General features: G+C 50.9%; 1 protein-coding gene. It reads left to right on the forward strand.

What is annotated here, in order from left to right:
- Positions 1-209 precede the first annotated feature (209 nt).
- On the forward strand, positions 210-20,453 hold the full coding sequence (locus MOO44_RS04330; protein WP_260117189.1) for a DUF5776 domain-containing protein: 20,244 nt from the start codon (positions 210-212) through the stop codon (positions 20,451-20,453).
- The last annotated feature ends 182 nt before the right edge of the window (positions 20,454-20,635 follow it).

Raw genomic sequence — 20,635 nt, forward strand, 5'->3', positions numbered from 1 at the left:
CTGATTTTTTGTTTATAAAATAATAGTTATTTTCATGCTAATTAAATTTAAAAATGGTACACTATACACAGTATATAAACATTAATCATGTGAACGCACGAAAAGGGGACCGACTTAATATGCTCTATAACAAATCGAGATTTAATAAGATTAAAGACAAAAAAGTCCTCCGCAAAGTAAAAAAACAATGGGTAGTGGTATCGCTGTCCATGTTAGCCTTACTGGGTGGAGGTGCAACGCTTAGTGAAAATAAAATCACTGCTAATGCTAGTGCGAACTACGGTAGTTCGACTAGTGATGGTGATCAGAGTTCGACTAGTGGAAATAATAGCTCAGGGACGAATGTTAGTGAGAATACGACTACGACTACTGATTCTGGCACAACTAGTTCGAATCTAACGACTGGGAATTCACTTACTACGAACACTACTGACGTGACCAGTGGTGCATCGGCTGGGACTTCATCTGCAGCTGATTCGACCACTACTGGTGCTGGTAGTAGTTCCACCACAAACTCTGGGAGTAGTAGTGCTTCGAGCACTGCCGATAGTGGTAGCAGTAGCGCTTCTAACGATGCCAACAGTGGCAGCAGTAGTACTTCAACCAGTAGTAGCGCTTCGAGCGATGCCAATAGTGGTAGCAGTAGTGCTTCGACAGGGAGTAGTAGTGCCTCAACGGGGAGTAGCACTTCAAGTGATGCTAACAGTGGCAGTGGCAGCAGTAGTGCCGCGAGTTCATCCACTAGTGATAGTAGCAGTGTCAACAGTTCTGCTGCCAGTGCTGCAATTAGCGCTGGGTTTGCTGCGGCCGTTTCTGCAGCTGCGGCGGGGACTTCAGCCCCTAGTAGCGCTGACTCTAACTTCAACCAAGGGGTTGCTGAATACCTAGCATCTGCAGCTGGGGTGATGACGTTAGATGCAGACGATGATGATGATGGGATCAGTAACCGAATGGGCAATGATACTAATGGTAGTTCTTCCGCAACTTCCAGTGAGGTCAGTGCGGTTTCTTCAGCTGCCTATGCCGCCCTTAGTGCTGGCTCATCGTACACTAACAGTAATAGTGATTCCGCAATTGTGGCTGCAATTTCAGCTGCTAGCATGGCTTATAGTGCCTACAGTTCAGCATTTAGTGCTGGTTTTGCTGCTGCTTCCGCCGCTGCGTTAGCTGGGAAGACCGCCTCTGCAGGAGCCACTAGTGGCTACACTGAAGGATTGAACGCCTACTACGCTGCTAACGCTGGTGCGGTTGCGGCGTGGAATTCGTTGCATCCTGACGATCTTAAGTCTGCTGATTCATCCACTTCATACACGACCAGTAACGCTTACTATACGAATGGTTATAATGCGACGATTGATGGTTACAATAAGTACAATTCGTTGAATTCCAGCGCTGGGACCCAATCTGGATCTGCAATTTACGGTTCGAATGGAATTGGTGGTAATACTAATTACGCAAGCGGATCAGTTAATCGAAATAATTCAGCTCAAGTGGTCAATTCACCTAGTGATAGTGCTGAAGCTTCTTCTGGTAACGATGTCCAACAAGGGACTGCTGGAACTGTCACGGGCGGTGGAGTAAATACTAACGCGCCGACCCAACTATTGACATATAACTATGGAATTGATTATTTTCTTAGCCGGCAAGGAGCCTACGATGCTGAAAGTGGCCGGTGGAATGGGACTGATAGTAAGGGTGACTTTACGGTTCTAAATACCCAAACGAATACTAATAATCCTTATATTCAGGCATATAACGGGGCTCAAGCTGCAATTAATAATGAAAATACTGGTAGCTTTACATCCGTTAACAAGTTAACGGGGACTAATACTACTAGTTATACCTATGGATATAATGATGTTGCTAATAAGGTTAACAATGGATATGTAGATGCCACTGGTACCACCACTTATATCTACTTTGCTGCTAAGCCAGGGATGATGGATAGTTATTTATCTTCTGGTAGCATTAACAATAAACATACAGAATTACGGATTACAAAGGATATGCAAAGCACCAGTGGTAGTAACTCTGCGACTCCAAGTGGAACTGGGACTTTCATCACCATTAATGGCCAAAATCACGTTGTAGATTTGACCACGATGCATAATAATCCGGTTAATGTTAACTTGACGCTAGAGAATTTTGCTAAAATGTACGGAACTAATATTTATGGACAAGTTAATATGTATAGTTCTAACCAAGGAAGCCTAACGTATAAAAATTTAAACTATGAAGGCTCGCAATTATTCTACGGACCAAATGTACCGAACGTTTATATTTCTGGTGACGTGTATGTTGTTAGTGAGGGTCAATATTCCAGTGTTTGGGGGAGTCGCAGAACTGATAACTATAACCAGCAAAACATGCAAATTAACAATTTGGAACTTCTGCCTGGTTCCACTTATACCGGTCAAACCCAGGATGGAAACGTAATTGAATTAGGGGGGAGCCTAAAGCTTGATCAGGGATCTACCATGACCCTTCTACCTGGTGGAAGAGGTGGTGAAAATGCTGGTAGTTTCAACCGGAGCGGCCAAACTGGGAATGAAGGGCTTGCCATCACCGGTGGGGGTGCCACGATTAACCAAGGTGCCACGTTGAACATTATTCCCCGTGATAACCAAGCCGATGCAATGGTTAACTCCGGTTACGTTAACATCAACGGTGGAACGATGAACGTTACCTATAATAACGCTCCATCTGATGGGGACCCACTTTGGATTAAGGGGTCCTTAAATGTCCAAAATGGTGGATCATTTAATGTTCACGGTGCTGGTTCAGGATTCGCTGGTTTTGGTGGCAACATGGTAACGGTTACGAACGCTAATATTAATATCCAAAACCGTGGGAATATGGCAATCTATACTGATGGGCAAACGACTAATAGTGGCCTAACCCTTTTAAAGAACTACCAAAGTGCGGTTACCATTAATAACCCCGGAACCAACGTCGTATTTAGTAAGAACGGCCTTAATAACGACGCTGGTGGCACGGGGGTTGGGAACTTCTTTAACACCACTCCAATTTATGCCTATGCGGTTCAAGGGCAAGTTGATAATAATACCGATAAAAAGTCTCAATACCTAGTTAAAATTAATGGTAGTAGTGGGAATGTCCTTCAGGTTTATGACCAAAACGGAAGTCTAATTGCTGATCCTGACATTAATAATTTTGATAACGCTAAGTCCCAATATTTAGCATTCCATGCCGTCCCAACCGTCTTTTTGAACGGGACGCCTGCATTATCAAGTGATAATAGTGCTGCATCTAAATTTGACGTCAATGCCCAAATTCAATTGAATAACGTTGATAGCACCGACGGCTACGTTTACGTCCGGGTTCAAACCAATGGAACGGATGAAAAACCAGCAGCTGGTGATAATGCTTCGAACACTACGACTGATAGTAAAGGGATGTTAAAAGACCCGGATCAAGCAGTTAGCACCGGTGGCGATAGTGATTACCGGAATGCTTATACAACTGCGATTCCAGTGTCTGCATTTACTAGTCAGGGGAATGGGGTTTACACGTATAGTTACAATCATCCCATTAATGCGGTTAGTTCTGCCCCCACTAACGTAATTGTGACTGCTCAATACCAAGTTACTAACAGTAGCACTCAAATTCAAAATAATGGTAGTAATACCAGTATTACGAATGTTTCGCATAACCCTGCGACCTTACCGATTACTAATAATACCTCTACCGTTAGTGGGACGATTACCCAAAATGTGATGGTTATAGACCAAACCGGGAAGTACAACACATCCGCCCAAACGGCTAACAGTAGCGCTGCTTCATACGCGACTGCGGCTGCTTCGGTGGCTAGTGCTGCGACCTCTTATTCCAGTGTGGCTTCGTCAGCATCATCCGTTGTAAATAATTACAGTGGGGTTGCGCAATCACTAAGTAGTGTTGCCCAATCACTGCTTAGTTCTGCCCAATCACAAAGCAGTGATTCGAACGCTAAGAGTGATTATTCTAGCTTATCATCAGCGGTTTCTTCAGCATCCAGTGCCATTAATTCATACAGTGCTGATGCTAAAATTCAATCATCAATCGCCAGTTCAGCAGCATCAGCAGTTAGTTCAGCCATTGCTGCAGCTTTTGCTGCGTCTTCGGCTGCCAGCTCTGCTGCTGTAGCAACCGCTAGTGCAACTACAGCCTTCAGTAGTGCTGCTAGTTTATCGCCACAATCTACAGTTGCATCAGTCCAGGGATCCATTAGTACGGCTGCATCGAATGCCGCTTCAACAGCGGTTTCAGCTGCTGCGGTTGCATTAAGTTTATCATCTAGTGTTGATTCACTTAACGTAAAGGGAACCAGTGCTGCAGCACAGGCAATTAACGATGAAAGCGCTGCTGCATCGTATGCATTTACGTTAAGTTCACTGATGAATAGCTTGTCAAGTTCCAATGCAAGCTCAAATGCATCGGTTGCAGATAGCGGAAATAGTTATATTTCTTCAAACGCTTCATTTACTAGTAGTCAAGCAGCTGCAGTTATCAGTATTGCTAATGTTTATCCCGATAGCGCTGATTTCAATGGGTTCAGAAGCACTGCTAATTCTGCATCTTCAACGATGTCGTCAGCATCATCTGCTGGCTCATCCGCCAATATTGTTGCGCAATCATATCGGGCAGCTGCTGATCAGGCGAATAGTAATGCTAAGAGTTACTACGCAGCTGCAAGCTCATACGCTAGTGATGCTCAGAGTCAAGCTATTGCGGCCCAGAGCTATGCTTCGTTAGGCAGTAGTGATTCTGCTCGTGATGCTGCGTCGCGGGCGGCAGTTGCTAGGTCAAACGCTGAGGGTGCTGGTGCTAGTCTAGCGATGTACGCATCCAGTACCACTAGTTATGCTGCTTTAGTTTCATCAGCAGAGTTAATTGTCTCTGCTAATGTCAAGTCTGCTAGTGTTGCCTATGATGCTGCTGCTTCCGCTTATAATAAGGCTCAATCAACTGCCACTAGTCATACTAACAGTGTTGCTTCTTCTGCTAAGTCCGTGGCCGAAAGTGCTTCGTCCGTCGCGTCAATAGCTGCTAGTGGGGCTTCCAGTGCATCCAGTACCGTTTCTTCAGCATCGGTGAATGCATCTTCCCATGCCTATTTAACTAGCTCTTACGCATCCGAAGCAAACACTAGTAATACAGGTGCACAGAATGATTCTAACGCGATTAACAATGCAAGGACCCAAGCCAGTGAAGCCGCTAAAAGCAATCCGACCAATTCAGCAATTAGTAGTGGCTCAAGCGTCATTAATTCTGCTGCTTCTACCGCTAGTTCAGCTGCTAGCGCTGCTTCATCGGCTAATACAATTGCCCAGTCAGCAAAAAGTAGTGCGGATGCTGCTAGTGCTTCCGCTGCCAGTGCAAACATTGCTGCTAGTTTAGCGGCCAGTGTAGCGAATTCTGCTTCTGTCGTCGCTAGTTCCGCTGCTGAAAAAGGCGACCAGGCTGATGCATTAGCTGCCGCTAATTCTGCTAGTGACGCTGCTAGTTCGGCTAATATTGCTGCTCAGTCAGCTTTAGCTGCTCAATCAGCTGCTTCAACTGCTGAATCCAATGCATCGAGTGCATCGAATGCAGTAGCTTCATATGCATCCATTGTTGCGGATGCGAATAAGTCTGCGCAAAGTGCAATGAATGAAATTAATGGAGTTATTAATCAGGGAAATAGTGCTAAGAATGAAGCAACTAGTCATGCTAATGATGCATCTAATCAGGCTAGTCAAGCTGGTAACGATGCTTCTGGTGCTAGTAGCGGTGCAATTAGTGCATCGAGTGCTGCCGGTAGTTTCTCGAGTCAAACGCACCAGACTGCAAGCAGTGCAGATCAAACCAAGGATTCAATGACCAGTGTGCAAACTTCAATTAATAGCCTCATGAGTTCCTATTCTAGTAATTCATATGTAAAAAGTGCCAATAGTGTGGTGAATAGTGCTTCCGGGACTGTCAGTTCGGCTGCAGATGATATGTCGAATGCATCCAGTACTGCTAATTCAGCTAGTTCGGCTGCTGGCTCATATGCATCCAAAGCTAGTGCAGATGCATCCGTTGCTAGTTCGGCTGCATCCATTGCCAGTTCTGCCGCTAATGCCGGCAATACGGATTCTGCTGTTACAGCTAATACCCAAGCTAGTTCCGCTGCCATTGCTGCATCAAATGCTGCCAATGATGCATCTGCAGCGCGGAATAGTGCTGAATCAGAGGCCTCAAAGGCATCGTCTGCTAGTTACCGTGCATCGGTTGATTCAGTCTCAATTTCAAATGCGGTTTCGGATGCTAATTCCGCGGTTTCGGCTGCTAGTGCCGCCGTTAGCGGTGGTAGTTCGTATACTAGCAACGCTTCAAGTGCTGCGAGTGATGCCTCCACTGCTGCGAGTGATGCCAATCAGGCTGCTTCCAATGCCTCGAGTGGTGCGGATCAGGCATCGACTGCCACGAATGAATCTTCAAGCACCGCAAATTCGTTATCAAGTCAGGCTAGTCAGTCGATGACTTCGTTTGATGCTGCTCATAATGTGATTAATAGCCTGCCCCAGTCTAATGCTGATGTTTCGAGTGCTGCATCCCTAACTTCATCTGCTTTGAGTGCTGCTCAATCCGCCACTAGTGATATGTCGAATGCATCCAGTACTGCTAATTCAGCTAGTTCGGCTGCTAGTTCCCATGCCTCAACGGCTGCATCTGCCGCTGCGGATGCAAATACGCAAAGTTCAATTGCTTCATCCGCGGCATCTGCAGCCAAGTCTGCTGCTGAGCAGGGGGATAATTCAACGGCCGCTTCCGCTGCTGCTACGGCTTCCGCTGCTCAATCAAAGGCCGATCAAGATAAATCGATTGCTGAATCAGCCAGTTCTGCTGCCAGTAACGAGGCTTCAATTGGCTCGACTGCCGTTGTCAGTGCTACTAGTGCCTCTTCAGCAATTGATAGTGCTGCTAAGGTTGCCAGTGAAGCTGCTTCCGAAGCCGCCTCAAAGGTATACAATAGCCAAGCTAGTTCGGCTGCTTCCGGGGCTAATACTGCTTCTGCGAATGCTTCGAATGCTGCGACCGGTTCTTCCAACGGGTCTGCAGATGCGTCTAACACCGCTTCGCACGCTAGTTCTGCCAGTGTAGTTGCTTCTAATGCGGCGTCAAATAATTCAGCGACGAGTACTGCTGCTAACTCAACGCATTCATATTCCAGCAACGCCAGTTCACTAGCTTCTGCGATTCCAAGTAACCAGGACATTTCCAGCGCTAGTTCAGCCATTGATTCCGCATCATCGGTTGCTAGCACCGCATCCACTAAGGCTGATGCAGCTAACCAAGCTGCTCAATCAGCTAAGTCACGTGCCGACAGTGATAATGCGAAGGCATCGTCTGCAAATGCGGTCGCTAGTTCTGCCGCTGCGGCTGCTAGTTCTGCATCGAATGCCGTAAGTAGCTATGCGACCGCCGGTAATTCTACTGCTGCTTCATCTGAGGCAGTTGTTGCCTCATCCGCAGCTTCAGTTGCCACCAGCGCTGCTAACGATGCTTCCGATGCAAATGCTGATGCATCGAAGGCCGCTTCTGATGCCGACAGTGCTTCTGCGGTCGTAGCTAGTCAATCTAGCATCGCAAGTAGTGCTAATTCAGTGGCAAGTAGTGCCAATTCAGTCGTCAACAGTGTGGCCACTAGCGTATACCAATCCAATGCTGATAGTGCTGCTACGAGTGCTGCTACGACCAATCATTCCGTTGCTTCCGCCCATGATTCTGCATCCAGCAACGGCAGTAACGCTGCGACTAAATCTGACCAGGCTAATACTGCTTCCAGTCAGGCTAGCACCGCGGCTCAATCAGCTAGCTCCGCTAATTCAGCCATTAGTAGCTTGAACAGCAATAACGCTGCAAACCCAGTCGTTGCTTCCGCCAGTGTAGTGGTTAGTTCTGCTAATTCAGTGGCGGCTTCCGCTTCTGCTGACGCGACGAGTGCAAGCAGTGATGCCGCGAGTGCCAAGAGTGCCGCTGACAGTGCAGTTGCTAGCGCCAGTGCTGCTGACAAGGCTGCCAGTGATGCTACTGTTGCCGCTAGTTCATATGCCGCTGCTGCTAAATCAGCGCAAACGCCGGATGCTGCTGCTAGCCTCGCGAGTCAAGCCAGTTCCGCTGCTGCGGTGGCATCAAATGCGCTCTCAAGTGCTAACGATGCTTCCAATGCTGCCAATTCAGCAGCTCAAAAGGCCACCAGTGCTGCCCAACGGGCTGCTGATGATCAATCAACCGCTTCCAGTGCTGCTCAAGTAGCTTCAAATGCTACCTCACAAGCATCTAGTGCCATTTCAGCCGGGATTTCCAGCGCTAATAGCACGGTTAGTTCTGCTGGGAGTGCTGTTCCTGCCGCATCGAATACCGCCTCAAGTGTGGCTAGTGGTGCGCAGGATGCTAATCAATCTGCCAATGCATCGTCATCACAGGCCAGTGCACTTAACTCAGCCGCTAGTTCCGCTGCCAATAGTGCGAACTTAGATGGTCAAGATGCTAATTCAATCGCATCTGCGAACCCGAATAATTCGGCAATTGCATCGGCCGCTAGTCAAGCCAATAGTGCCGCTAGTGCTGCTCAATCAGCTGCCAGCATTGCATCGACGGCTTCAAAAGCTGCTTCTAGCGCTTCCTCCACTGCGGCCAGTGCTAATTCAATCGCGGCCAGTGCTAACGCTGACGTGAGTGCTGCTAATAGCGCCTATGCTTCAGCATCTGCTGCTGCTGCCGCTGCCGCTAAGGATAACAACAGTGCTGCTGCGGCCAGTGCTGCAAGTGCTGCCGCTTCCGCCGCTGTCCGTGCCCAATCCGGCGCCAACGTGGCAAGTGCTGCGGCTAGCCAAGCTGCTTCCGCATCCAATACTGCTTCTTCAGCTGCTGTAACTGCTTCCAATGCCAATAGTGATGCAAATTCTTACGCTGGAATCGCTAGTGCTGCGGATAAAACGGCGAGTGCATTAAGTAGTGCTGCATCATCCGCAAATTCGGCCCAGATTAGTGCCGGGAATAGTACGGCCTCGAGTGCCGCTGATGATACTAGTTCCGCTGCAAGCACGACCGCACCGTTAAGTAGCGCTGCCAGTGCTGATGCATCGAATACTGATAGTTACGCTAAGATCACTAGTGATGCCAACGATGCTAAGAGTGGGGCGGGGAGTTCCACTAGCATTGCCAACGATGGGAATACCAAGGCAAGTAGTTATGCATCTCAATATCCACAAAATTCAGCAATTGCTAACGATGCATCCGTAGCTAGCTCCGCCAACTCGGTCGCAAACTCCGCTAATTCAGTTGCTTCAAGTGCGAACAGCGTTGCTCAGGCTGCTAAATCAACTGCGGATTCAATTGCTAGTGATACCAGTCAACAAAATTCGATTGCCAATTCCGCAAATAGCGTTGCTAGTGCTGCTAAGTCAGCTGCTTCAGCTGCTTATGCGGCTGGCAATAATAATGATGGTGATAAGTATGCTCGCCAAGCTAGTCAAGCTGCTAGCGATGCGAATAACGCTGCTTATCGCGCCCAAACGAACTCGGCGGCAGCTAGTCAAGCCGTTGTGGACGCTTCCAATGCTGCCTCGACTGCTGCCTCGGCATCTAACGTGGCTTCCAATGCCGCTAGCACCGTTAACAGTGCCGTTGAAAATGCTGCTAGCACGGCTAATACGGTAAACGGGTATGCATCCGGTGCGTCAAATGATGCAAGTAAAGCTGCTAGTGCTGCCTCAATGACGAATTCACAAGCCGCAAGTGCTAACCAAGTTACATCGGGAGTCACTAGTGATGCTTCAGATGCAACGGTGGCATCAAGTGTCGCATCAAGTGCTAACCAGACCACTAGTCAGGCCGCTGACGCTGCTTCAATTGCCAATTCGCTTGCGTCGTCAGCCGCTAGTGGGCATGTGGATCCCGTAGTTTCATCTGCTGCTAGCGTTGCTAGTTCTGCGTTTAGCGTCACTTCCAGTGCGGCTAGCGTTGCTAGTTCTGAAAATAACGTTGCATCCGCTGCTAATCAGGATGCAAAGGCTGCGGTCTCATCAGCGAATACTGCCGCTGCAAATGCATCTGCTGCAAAGGATGCGGCTTCCAATGCCGCCAGTGTGGCTTCGAGTGCTGCTGCAAAGGGAGATGGGTCGACTGCTGCTTCCGCTAGTGCCGTGGCATCCCAACAGGCTAGTTCCGCGGTTTCCGCAGCTAGCATTGCCAGTGCAGCCCGTTCTAAGGCCGATAGTGCATCGAGTGCTGCTTCCAGTGCTGCCAGTGCTGCTGAATCCGCTGCCAGTGTCGCCAGTGCCGCCAATCAAACCGCCAGTTCCGCTGCTTCAACCGCGCAATCTCAAGCAGCGGTCATCGACTCTTCAAATGCCGAACTGACTTCTGATCGGGCTTCTTCAGCGACGGATGCGACCGTTGCTCATTCGGTAAATGCTAATAGTTATGCTAAAACTGCTAGTGATGCGAACAGCGGTGCGCAGGGCCAGAGTTCACAAACTAGCGTCTCCAATATTGCCGCTAGTTCCGCTGCATCTGCAGTCGCCTCAATTGCGAGTGCTCATTCTGATAACTCAGCCATTGCTAATGCTAATTCGACTGCCCAATCAGCTAGCCAGACTGCAACGTCAGCTGCTGCTGACGCTTCGATTGCGGCTAGTCAGGCAAGTGCTGCTAATTCATCCGCAGTTGCAGCCTCGACTGCAGCCAGTCAAGCAGTTGATTCAGCTAACGCTGCCAACGCTGCGGTGAAATCAATCGCTAGCGCCCAACCATTTGATTCTGATGCTGCCGCATCTGCTGCTGACTCTGCCGCTGCTGCTAATTCAGCTGCCGATCGTGCTGAATCGAGTGCATCGAGTGCTGCGAGTGCCGCTAAATCTGCATCTGATCGGGCAGCTACCGATTCAACCATTGCAAGTAATGCGGTCAATGCTGCGCAAACAGCTCAAGCCAGTGCGACTGCCATTAGTAATGCATTAGTGAACGCTAATTCCACCGCTAGTTCCGGTAGTTCGGTCGCATCGAGTGCTGCTTCGGAAGCCACTAGTTACGCTAGTGGGACTTCCAATGGCCCTAGTGACGCTGCCAATGCTGCTTCCAAGGCCGCTTCAGTTAGTGCGTTAGCTTCGAGCGCATCCAACACCCTCAATTCCACTAGTTCCGCTGCCAGTGCTACTGATTCGAACGCGACCCATGTCCAATCGCTCGCTAGTTCTGCATCTGGCAATTCCGGGATGCAATCAGCTGCATCGGTTGCCACCAGTGCGGCTACTGATGCCGCTAATGCTAGTCAAGCAGCCGTTAGTGCTAATTCAGCAATCCAATCCGCTAAGGACCGGGCTAATTTAGCATCATCAACTGCTGCTAGTGCCAATTCTGCAGCCAACTCCGCAGCCGCAGCCGCTCAATCAGCTAGCCAAGCCGCCTCATCCGCAGCTGCTAATGGTGATCCATCAACGGCATTCAGCCAGGCCAGCATCGCTAGCCAGGAGGCTGAAAGTGCTAAGGCCGCAGCCAATGCTGCCAGTGCGGCTCGTGACGATGGAAACGCTGCTGCTACCGCTGCTGCGAATGCTGCCACTAGCATGGACGCTGCGAATGCGGCTGCCAGTGCTGCTAACAGCCTCGCATCCAGTGCGGCTTCCACTGCCAACTCGTTAGCCGATGACGGTTATGCATCAGTTGCTAATAACGATGCTGATGCCGCGAAGGCCGCAAGTACAGCGGCACAAGGGGCCAATCAATCTGCTGCCAATAACGGCAATGATGCTTCATTGAAGTCCAGTCAAGCAAGCGTTTCTAATAGTCAAGCAAGTGATGCCGCCAGTGCCGTTAACTCTGCCGTTACGGTTGTCAATTCATTGAATGGCCTGAACAGTGCTAATCCGGTCGTTACCTCCGCTAGTTCGGTGGTCGCTTCCGCTAGTTCAGTGGCCAATTCGGCATCCGCTGATGCCACTAGCGCTTCTGCTGATGCTACCAGCGCTAAGAACGCTGCAGATTCAGCCACTGCTAGTGCCATTGCTGCCTCCACTGCGGCTTCCTACGCTGCATCGAGTGCCGCATCATACGCTGATGCTGCTAAATCAGCGCATGGGTCTGCTGCGATAAGCCTTGCTAACCAGGCTTCATTTGCTGCGTCTGCTGCTTCCGCAGCCCAAAGTAGTGCCTATGCGGCTTCGAATGCTGCTAACTCTGCCGCCCAAAAGGCCACCAGTGCGGCATTACGGGCTGCATCTGATCAAGCCCTTGCTTCGAATGCTGCCCGGGATGCTACCGCTGCTGCTAGCCAGGCCACGAGCGTTATTGCCGCTGGGATTTCCAGTGCCGATAGCACCACTAGTTCCGCAAGTAGCGCGGTTTCTTCAGCCCAAAGTACGGCTACGAGTGCCTCCAGTGCCACGAGCGTTGCTAGTTCGGCTACTGGGAGTGACTCAGTCCAAACGAGTACGGCTAGTTCAACTGCTAGCTCGGCTGCAAATAATGCTGGGTTAGACGCCCAAGATGCTTCAGTCATTGCATCGTTGAACCCTGGCAACGCCTCGATTGCTTCTGCGGCCTTGAAGGCTTCTAGTGCCGCCAGCGTTGCTAAGTCAGCTTCAAGCGTTGCTAGTTCAGCTTCACAGACCGCATCCAGTGCGTCGAGTGTTGCTAATTCGGCTGCAAATGCAATTGCTAGTGCAAACAATGACATTAATGCTGCTAATACCGACTATAGTTCTGCTGCATCCGTTGAGGCTTCCGCTGCAAAGACCAGCAATAGTGCATTGGCATCCAGTGCTGCGTCTGCTGCTGCCTCAGCTGCTGCGCGGGCCAAGTCCGGAGCAGATGTCATCAGCCAAGCTGCGTCTGCCGCTTCAGCCGCTGCTGTTGATGGATCTAATGCCGTAACTGCCGGCACCAATGCTGCGAATGCTGCATCGAGTGCCGCTAGTGATGCTGCAGCTGCCGATAGTACCGCTAATGCGATGAATACGGCTAAGCCGGCTGATCCAAATAGTGCCGCCAGTGTTGGTAACAGCACCGCATCGAGTGCCGCTAGTGTGGCTAACTCAGCTTCCGGGGTTACCGGACCAATTGTTAGTTCCACGAGTCAAAATGCATCCAACACCGATGGCTATGCGAAGGTGGCTTCCGATGCCAATACCGGTGCCGGAAGTTCGACTAGCGTTGCCAACAGTGAGACGGGTCAAGTCAATAGCTATGCTGCTCAATACCCAACCAATACGGTAATTAGTAGTGCCAACTCGGGTGCAAACTCCGCTAATTCAGTGGTGAACTCCGCCAATACTGCTGCTTCAAACGCTAACAGTACGGCTGCTGCTGCGAAGTCGACTGCTGATTCCGCAGCTAACGATGCAAGCAAGCAGGATTCAGTGGCGAAGTCCGCTGCTTCGACGGCTTCAGATGCCTCTGCATCTGCTTCATCTGCCTATGCCGCTGGAAACACCACCGAAGGGGACCGCTACGCACGACAGGCTAGCCAAGCCGCAACTGATGCTAATTCTGCTGCCACTAAGGCGCAGTCAGACTCCAGCGCTGCGAGTGCTGCCGTTGTGACGGCTTCGACCGCTGCTTCCACCGCCGTTTCTGCTTCAAGTGTTGCTGCAAGTGCTGCCCAGGTCGTTTCTGGAGCATTTAGTAATGCAGCCTCCGCTGCTGCTGCCGCTGATGGGTACGTCAATGGTGCTGAAAATGATGCTAAGAAGGCCGTTAGTGCAGCGTCGGTTGCAGACTCTAATACCGCTGCCGCTGGTTCTGATCAGGCTGGGGTAACCAGTGCTTCATCAGTGGTCAGCAATGCCACGAGCGCTGCTACGAGCGTTGCCAGTGCGACGACTTCTGCAAGTGCTGCCATTTCAGCTGCTAACTCGATTGCCACTGCGGGTGGCCATGCTAATAATCCTCAAATTAATAGCGATGCAAGCGTAGCTTCATCTGCTGCTAGCGTTGCTAGTTCCGCCAACTCAGTAGTCAACAGTGCCGCTAGTGACTTTAACGCTGCTAGCTCCGCAGCTTCAAATGCGATCACCAGTGCAAACGCCGCCAGCAATGCTGCTTCAATTGCAGCTTCACTCGCTCGCTCTGCTGCTGATGCCGCTTCCAGTGCAGCTGCGAAGGGTGATAATACCACCGCTAGTTCCGCAAGCGTAGTGGCTGCGCAACAAGCTGCCTCCGCAGTTTCAGCTTCTAACGCTGCCGTTAGTGCACGCTCGGATGCTGATCGTGCAGCAATCGCTGCCTCCAATGCTGCCAGTCAAGCTGCCTCTGCCGCCACCGTGGCTAGTTCTGCGAATGCCGTGCAGAGTTCCGCTGCAACTGATGCCCAGTCAATTGCCGCGGGATTAAATCCATTGGACCCAACTGCTAATTCCAACCGGGCAAGTAACGCTGATTCCGCTGCTAATTCCAATGCATCCGCTACCAGCAACTTTGCTTCAACGGCTTCAGTGGCTAACAGCGGGGCGCAATCAACTGCTACGCCAACTGACAGCGCCAATCGGCAGGCTAGCTCCGCAACTAGCGTTGTGAACTCGCTTGCTTCCAAGTACCCAAGCAACCCGGCCATTTCAGCAGCTTCTAATATTGCTAGTCAGGCCAATACAGCCGCTAGTTCTGCGAATGCCGATGCTTTGATCGCCACTAGTCAAGCCAGTGCTGCTAAATCCAGTGCGGATGCTGCTGCCAGTGCTGCCAGTGCCGCAGCGAATACCGCTGCGAGTGCGAACTCGGTGGCTGCCAGTGCTGCTAAGACGAAGCCATTCGACTCTGCTGCTTCTGCTACCGCCTCCAAGGCTGCTGCTGATGCTGAAGCTGCAAATGCCAATGCTTCGGTTGCCCAAAGCAACGCCTCCGTCGCTGCTAGTGCTGCGCAATCTGCATCCGAACGGGCCGCAACCGATTCATCATTAGCTAGTTCCGCTGCTGCGACTGCGCAAACGGCGGCCGCCAATGCTCTTGCTACCAGTCAGGCCATTGCCAGTGCTGCCAATGCTGAAGTATCAGCATCGAACGCTTCTCAATACGTTACTGCTGCAAGTAAGGCTGCAAACGATGCTACGCCGGTACAAAGTGCTGCCAGTGCTGCCGCTACTAGTGCAAATGCAAGTGCAAATGCTACGACTAGTGATACCTCAGCATTGAGCTCCACTAGTTCGTTCGTTGCAAGCATTGCTTCACTTAACCCAACTGATTCGGGAGCTGCCAGTGCGGCTAACTCAGTTGCTACGTACGTTGCCGCTGGTTCCAAGGCGTCGGCTGCTGGTTCAACGGCAGCCTCCAATGCCGCTGTGGACAGTAAGAATGCTGCCAGTGCTGCTCAGCAGGCTGCTAGTCAATACGTTGCTGCTGCCAGTGCATCATCAGCTGCTAAGGCCTATGCTGATGCTGCCACTAGCTTTGCGCAAAATGGGGATAGCAGTAATGCCGCTTTGAATTCGAGCTTAGCTGATTCTGCAGTCAGTGCCGCTTCGCAAGCTGCTGCGAGTGGGTCTGCATTTACTAGTACCGCTTCGAGTGCTGCTAGCCAAGCAATTGTTGAGTCACAAACTGCATCCAGTGCTAAGAGTGCGACCCAATCCGCTGCGTCAGCTGCCGCACAAGTTCAAACGAGCTTAATGAATTCAATAGCCCAGGCTAGCTCGACTGGTAATAGCACCGCAAGTAGTGCCAACAGTGAGGCCGCAAACCTGGCGAGTGGTGCGAACACCAGTGCTTCGAATGCAAATGATAACGCCCAATCCGCTGCTAGTGATGCGAAGAGTGCCAGCACCGCCCATAGTGGGGCTAATGATTCATCATCTGCCGTAAGTAGCACTGCGCAATCTGCTAATTCAGTGGCGAATGATTACCGCAGCAATAGTGCGGTTAGTGCAGCGGTTGCTAAGATCAATTCAGCCAATACGACGGCCGCCAGTGCCGCCGCCGATGCTGCCATCGCAAGCAGTCAAGCGACTGCTGCAAAGGCGGCTGCTGATGCTGCCAATGCTACGGTCAGTGCCCAAAATGCACTCGCGAAGAGTGCTGCGGACCAGGCCAATGCCGACTCAATCAGTGCTTCAATTGCCTATGCTGCTAACAATTACGTTGCCGGCAATAGCTATGCGAATGCTGCTAAGTCAGCTGCGTCCAGCGCAGTGACTGCTAGTTCGAATGCCGCTTCGGCCGCCATGAGTGTTAAGGCCGCTACTGATCAGGCTGCGAGTGCTGCTGTCCGGGCTAATGCTGATTCTACTGCTGCATCCAAGGCCGCTGCTGATGCAAGTACCGCTGCTAGTGAATTAGATACCGCCGTTAAGACGCAAAATTCACAAACCAGTGAAGCCTCTGACATTGCTAGTTCAGCGAATGCTGCTAACAGTGCTGCTGATAGCGCAAATCACAACACGATTAACAACAGTACCGCCACTTCCAGTAATGCCAGTGCTACGGACTCAGCAGCATCGAAGGTGGCTTCATTAGCATCGCTCACTAGCTCACAGGCTAGTGATACCCATGATGCTTCCAGTGTCGCTGCTTCCGTGCTGGCCGCTGAAAATAAGGTCGATGCACCGACTCAAGCCGAACTATCTAGTGATGCTTCGGTGGCCGCCAGTGCTGCTGCCGATGCGGATAATGCTAGTTCTGCAGCTAGTCAAGCTAGCTCGAACGCAAATCATGCATCGAACATTGCCAGTTCTGCCTCTGCCAGTGCTGCTAGTGCCAGAGCAGCTGCTCAATCGGCAACCAACGACGCGGTTAGTTACGCTAGTCAAGCATCAGCTGCTGCGGTGCTAGGTAATAGCTCCGCTGCGGATGCCTTGAATAGTCAGGCCAAGTCCGCTGCGAACTCCGCTAGTGCCCAAAATTCAATTGCCCAGGTTGCTGATCAAGCTGCTTCTAGCGCTAGTTTAACTGCTGCCGGTGCCTTACAGACCGCTACCAATGCATTGAGTGCTGCTAGTTCTGCCAATTCCGTTGCATCATCGGCTGCCTCCGATGCTCAATCCAGGGCCGCTAGTTATGATGCAAACCAAAGTAAGAAACGGGCTTCGAATGCGGATTCTGCTACTAACAGCCATGCCGATGACGTTACCAGTGATCGCGCAAGTGTAAACGATACGTCCAACGTTACGAACCAAGCTGCTGAAGCCACTAGTTCTGCTAATAGTAATGCTGCTGTAGCTGCTAGTGAGACCGCTGCGCAAAGTTCGGCGCACCCTAAGAATGTTATCATTTCAAGTGCCAATTCCGTTGCCCAATCCGCTTCAACGGTGGCATCGAGTGCTTCAGCTTCGGCAAGTGCATTGAACTCGACCGTTGCAAGTGCGTCTGCAGTCATTAGTTCAGCTTCCACGACCGTCAGTTCGGCCCAACAAGCTGCTTCGTCTGCTCTCGCCAGCGCCTCGAGCTATGCTTCAATGGCTGCTGATCCGAGTTTGCCACAATCACAACGGGATGACGCTAGGGCCTCCGCTGCACTGGCTGCTGATAGCGCCGCCGCCCAAGAACAAATTGCTTCTAAGGCGGCTTCGGATGCCAATGCTGCTGCCAGTGCCACTTCCGGATTAGCCAGTCAAGCGAGTGCTGCACAATCGATTGCCAATAGCGCTGCTAGTCAGGCTGCCAGTGCTAATTCAGCAGCGAGTGCTGCTGCCACTGCCGGCAGTCAGTTTGACGCTGGCGCTGATTCCGCTAATTCGGTCGCTAGTTCCACGAGTGCCGTTGCATCCAGTGCTGCTAGCGGTGCTAGTGCCGATTCCGCAAATGCAGCCAAGTACGCTAGTCAAACTAGTGATTCCACTAGTCAAACTGCTGATGCAGCACCAAAGGCTTCTAACGCTGCTTCACAGGCAAACAGCATCTTTGCGAACTACCCAGCAAATAAGGTGGTTAGTTCAGCAGCGAGTGTAGCGACTTCCGCTGCTAGCGTTGCCAGTGCTGCCAACTCCGATGCGGCAATTGCCAATTCCCAAGCGCAATCGGCGAAGTCAGCTGCGTCTGATGCGGCCTCCGCTGCTGATCAATCGAATGCGGCGGCTAACGCTGCCAGTTCTGCTGCGGCGAGTGCTGCTAGTGCTGCCAAGAGTTACGCAAGTGATGGGGATGAATCATCTGCAAGCTCCGCAAATGTCGTGGCGTCAACGCAGGCTTCGCTTGCTAGCTCGGCTGCCAGTGCTGCGGTGGTAAATAGTCAAACCGCATCGACTGCCGTTCAATCGGCTTCGAGCGCTTCAGTTAGAGCTGCGTCCGATGCGGCCGTTGCGAATGCTGCATTATCGGCTGCGAACTCCGCCAATGCAGCGGCATCCAGCGCTGCTGCTGCCCAAGATGCTGCCGAAAAGGCTGCATCCGATGCTGCCAAGAATGCGGCTAATCAAAATAACCAGACCGCTTCCCAAGCTAGCGGGGCTGATTCAGCGAACTCATCGACTACGGCCCACGCAAACGTGGCGAGCGCTAATAATGACAATGCGCAAAGTAACTCGGCCGTGGTTAATTCGGTTACCAGCGCCATTAACAGCCTTGCTTCCAACGCCCCACAAAACAGTAGTGCACAAAGCTATGCACAACAGGCAAGTACCGCATCTGTCTTCGCTAGCTCCGCTGCCTCACGGGCTAGCAGCGCTAATTCCGTGGCCCAAAGTGCACGGAGCGCTGCCAGTGCTGCCAATAGTATGGCGGCTTCGGCTAACCAACAGGCTAGTTCGGAAGCATCGATTGCATCAGCGCTTGCTAGTCAAGCTGCTTCGGCTGCGAGTGCTGGAGATTATCCAGCAGTTAGTTCATTAAATAGTCTGTTATCCTCTGCCAACAGTGCTGGGAATTCATACTATAGTGAAGCTTCCGCTGCCAATAGCATTGCTAGTTCAGCCAACAGCGTTGCTAGTTCGGCCCAGTCATTGACGGAATCACTTGCTTCAGTGGCTGCGAGTGCTTCGACTGCAGTGCGGGATGCCTATGCGAATGCTTATCGGGTGACCCACTTGTCGAACAAGGCTGATCAATACATGCCTGCTACCAGTAATGCTGATAGCTTGACTTCAGCTAACATTAGCGCTGTGAATGCCGACTTGAACCAGGCCAACCAATACTCAGTGGCTGCTTCATCCAGCACTTCTGGCACTTACGCTCCCGCTAGTTCGGCTCAGGTATTGGCCAGTCAAGTGATCAGCCAGGCAATGTTACCGAATGCTGATTCAGCAACGCGGAGTTTCGCCTCGTTAGCAAGTTCTGCTGCCAACACGATCGCATCGGCCTCCGCTGACGCCGTGATTGCCAATCAGATTGCTAGTTCAGCCACCTCGGTGGCAAACTCCGCAGCTGCAGCGGCACGCTTTGCGGCAACGGATGCTAACTACGCCGTCAGTGCCGCCAACATCGCAAACGCTGCAGCCTCAGCTGCCTATGCGCGTGGTGATCAGGAGTCCGGTGATAGTTATGCGGCTGCTGCTTCATCCGCAGCGAGTGCTGCTGCCGTAGCGGCTAGTCAAGTCGCCAGTGCGAACTCCGTCGTTGCGTCTGCAACGGCAGTGGCTAGCCTAGCCGCTAGCCGGGCTGCCAGTGATTATCAAACGATTATTGAGTCTGCGAAGTTAATCTTCGCCCACCAACCATCAGCTGTTGATTCAAGTGCTGCTGTTGATTCGAGCGCTGCTGCTGATTACTATGAACAAGGGGTCAGGGATGCAAAGGCTAGTGTTAAGAAGAATGCTAACTACCTCAGTCAACCAAGTTATCAGGGTGGTTATGATGGTTACCGCGATGGTTACAAGAACAAGGCTAAGCAGACTGACTTTACCGGCAAGACGGCGCTCTATCGGGCTGACTATGAAAAGGCCTACCTAGTAGGGCAAGCTGCTTACCGGGCTGAAGTTGCCAAGGGCCGGGCTGCCGCTAACCGGGATCGCTTAGCAGTTGGTTCCCTTGCTGGCAAGTCAGCTGGTTATAAGTATGGCTACCAGCTCGCATTCAACGCTAAGCTGAGAAAGCATCCTAAGTATATCTACAACACGCAAAACATTTATCTTTACAATAATGCTAACTTTGCCACTGATCACCGGGTTCGTGGGTACCTTAAGAAACCGCAAAAACGGGTTTCTGAATTCAAGATTACGAAGATGGTAATTGCGAAGAATGGTCGGGTTCGGTATGCCGTTAAGAGCCACTTAGCTGACCATGTTACCAAGGGGTACTTGACTGCTAACCGGCACTTTATCGTGAATGCTTACTACAGCAAGACCGATATGAAACGGGCTAATAGTCATACCGTTCGGGTCATTAATCCGAAGGGCGCTCGACTTCATTCGACCTTAGCCTTTAGCAATAAGAATGGTCAATACTACAAGCCAGGGACTAAGCTCCACGTTAGTCACGTGGTGAACTACCATGGCTTGACCCGCTTTAGTGTTGGCAACGGGAAGTACATTACCAGTAATAAGAAATTTGTGAAATTCATTTAACGTTAATTTTAAAATAAGGGATTTAGATTGGGATGAAAAACCAACCTAAATCCCTTATTTTTTTGGTACATTGCTAAATTTATAGTCTTAAATCTAGTTAATCATTCAAATAAATGGTAGAATTTAACCATGTACAACTGTGTGCTCTTTTAATAGTGACACAAAAGATCGGAGATGTTTTA

Origin of the sequence: Nicoliella spurrieriana, from assembly GCF_023380205.1 — a bacterium.
Taxonomy (GTDB): domain Bacteria; phylum Bacillota; class Bacilli; order Lactobacillales; family Lactobacillaceae; genus Nicoliella; species Nicoliella spurrieriana.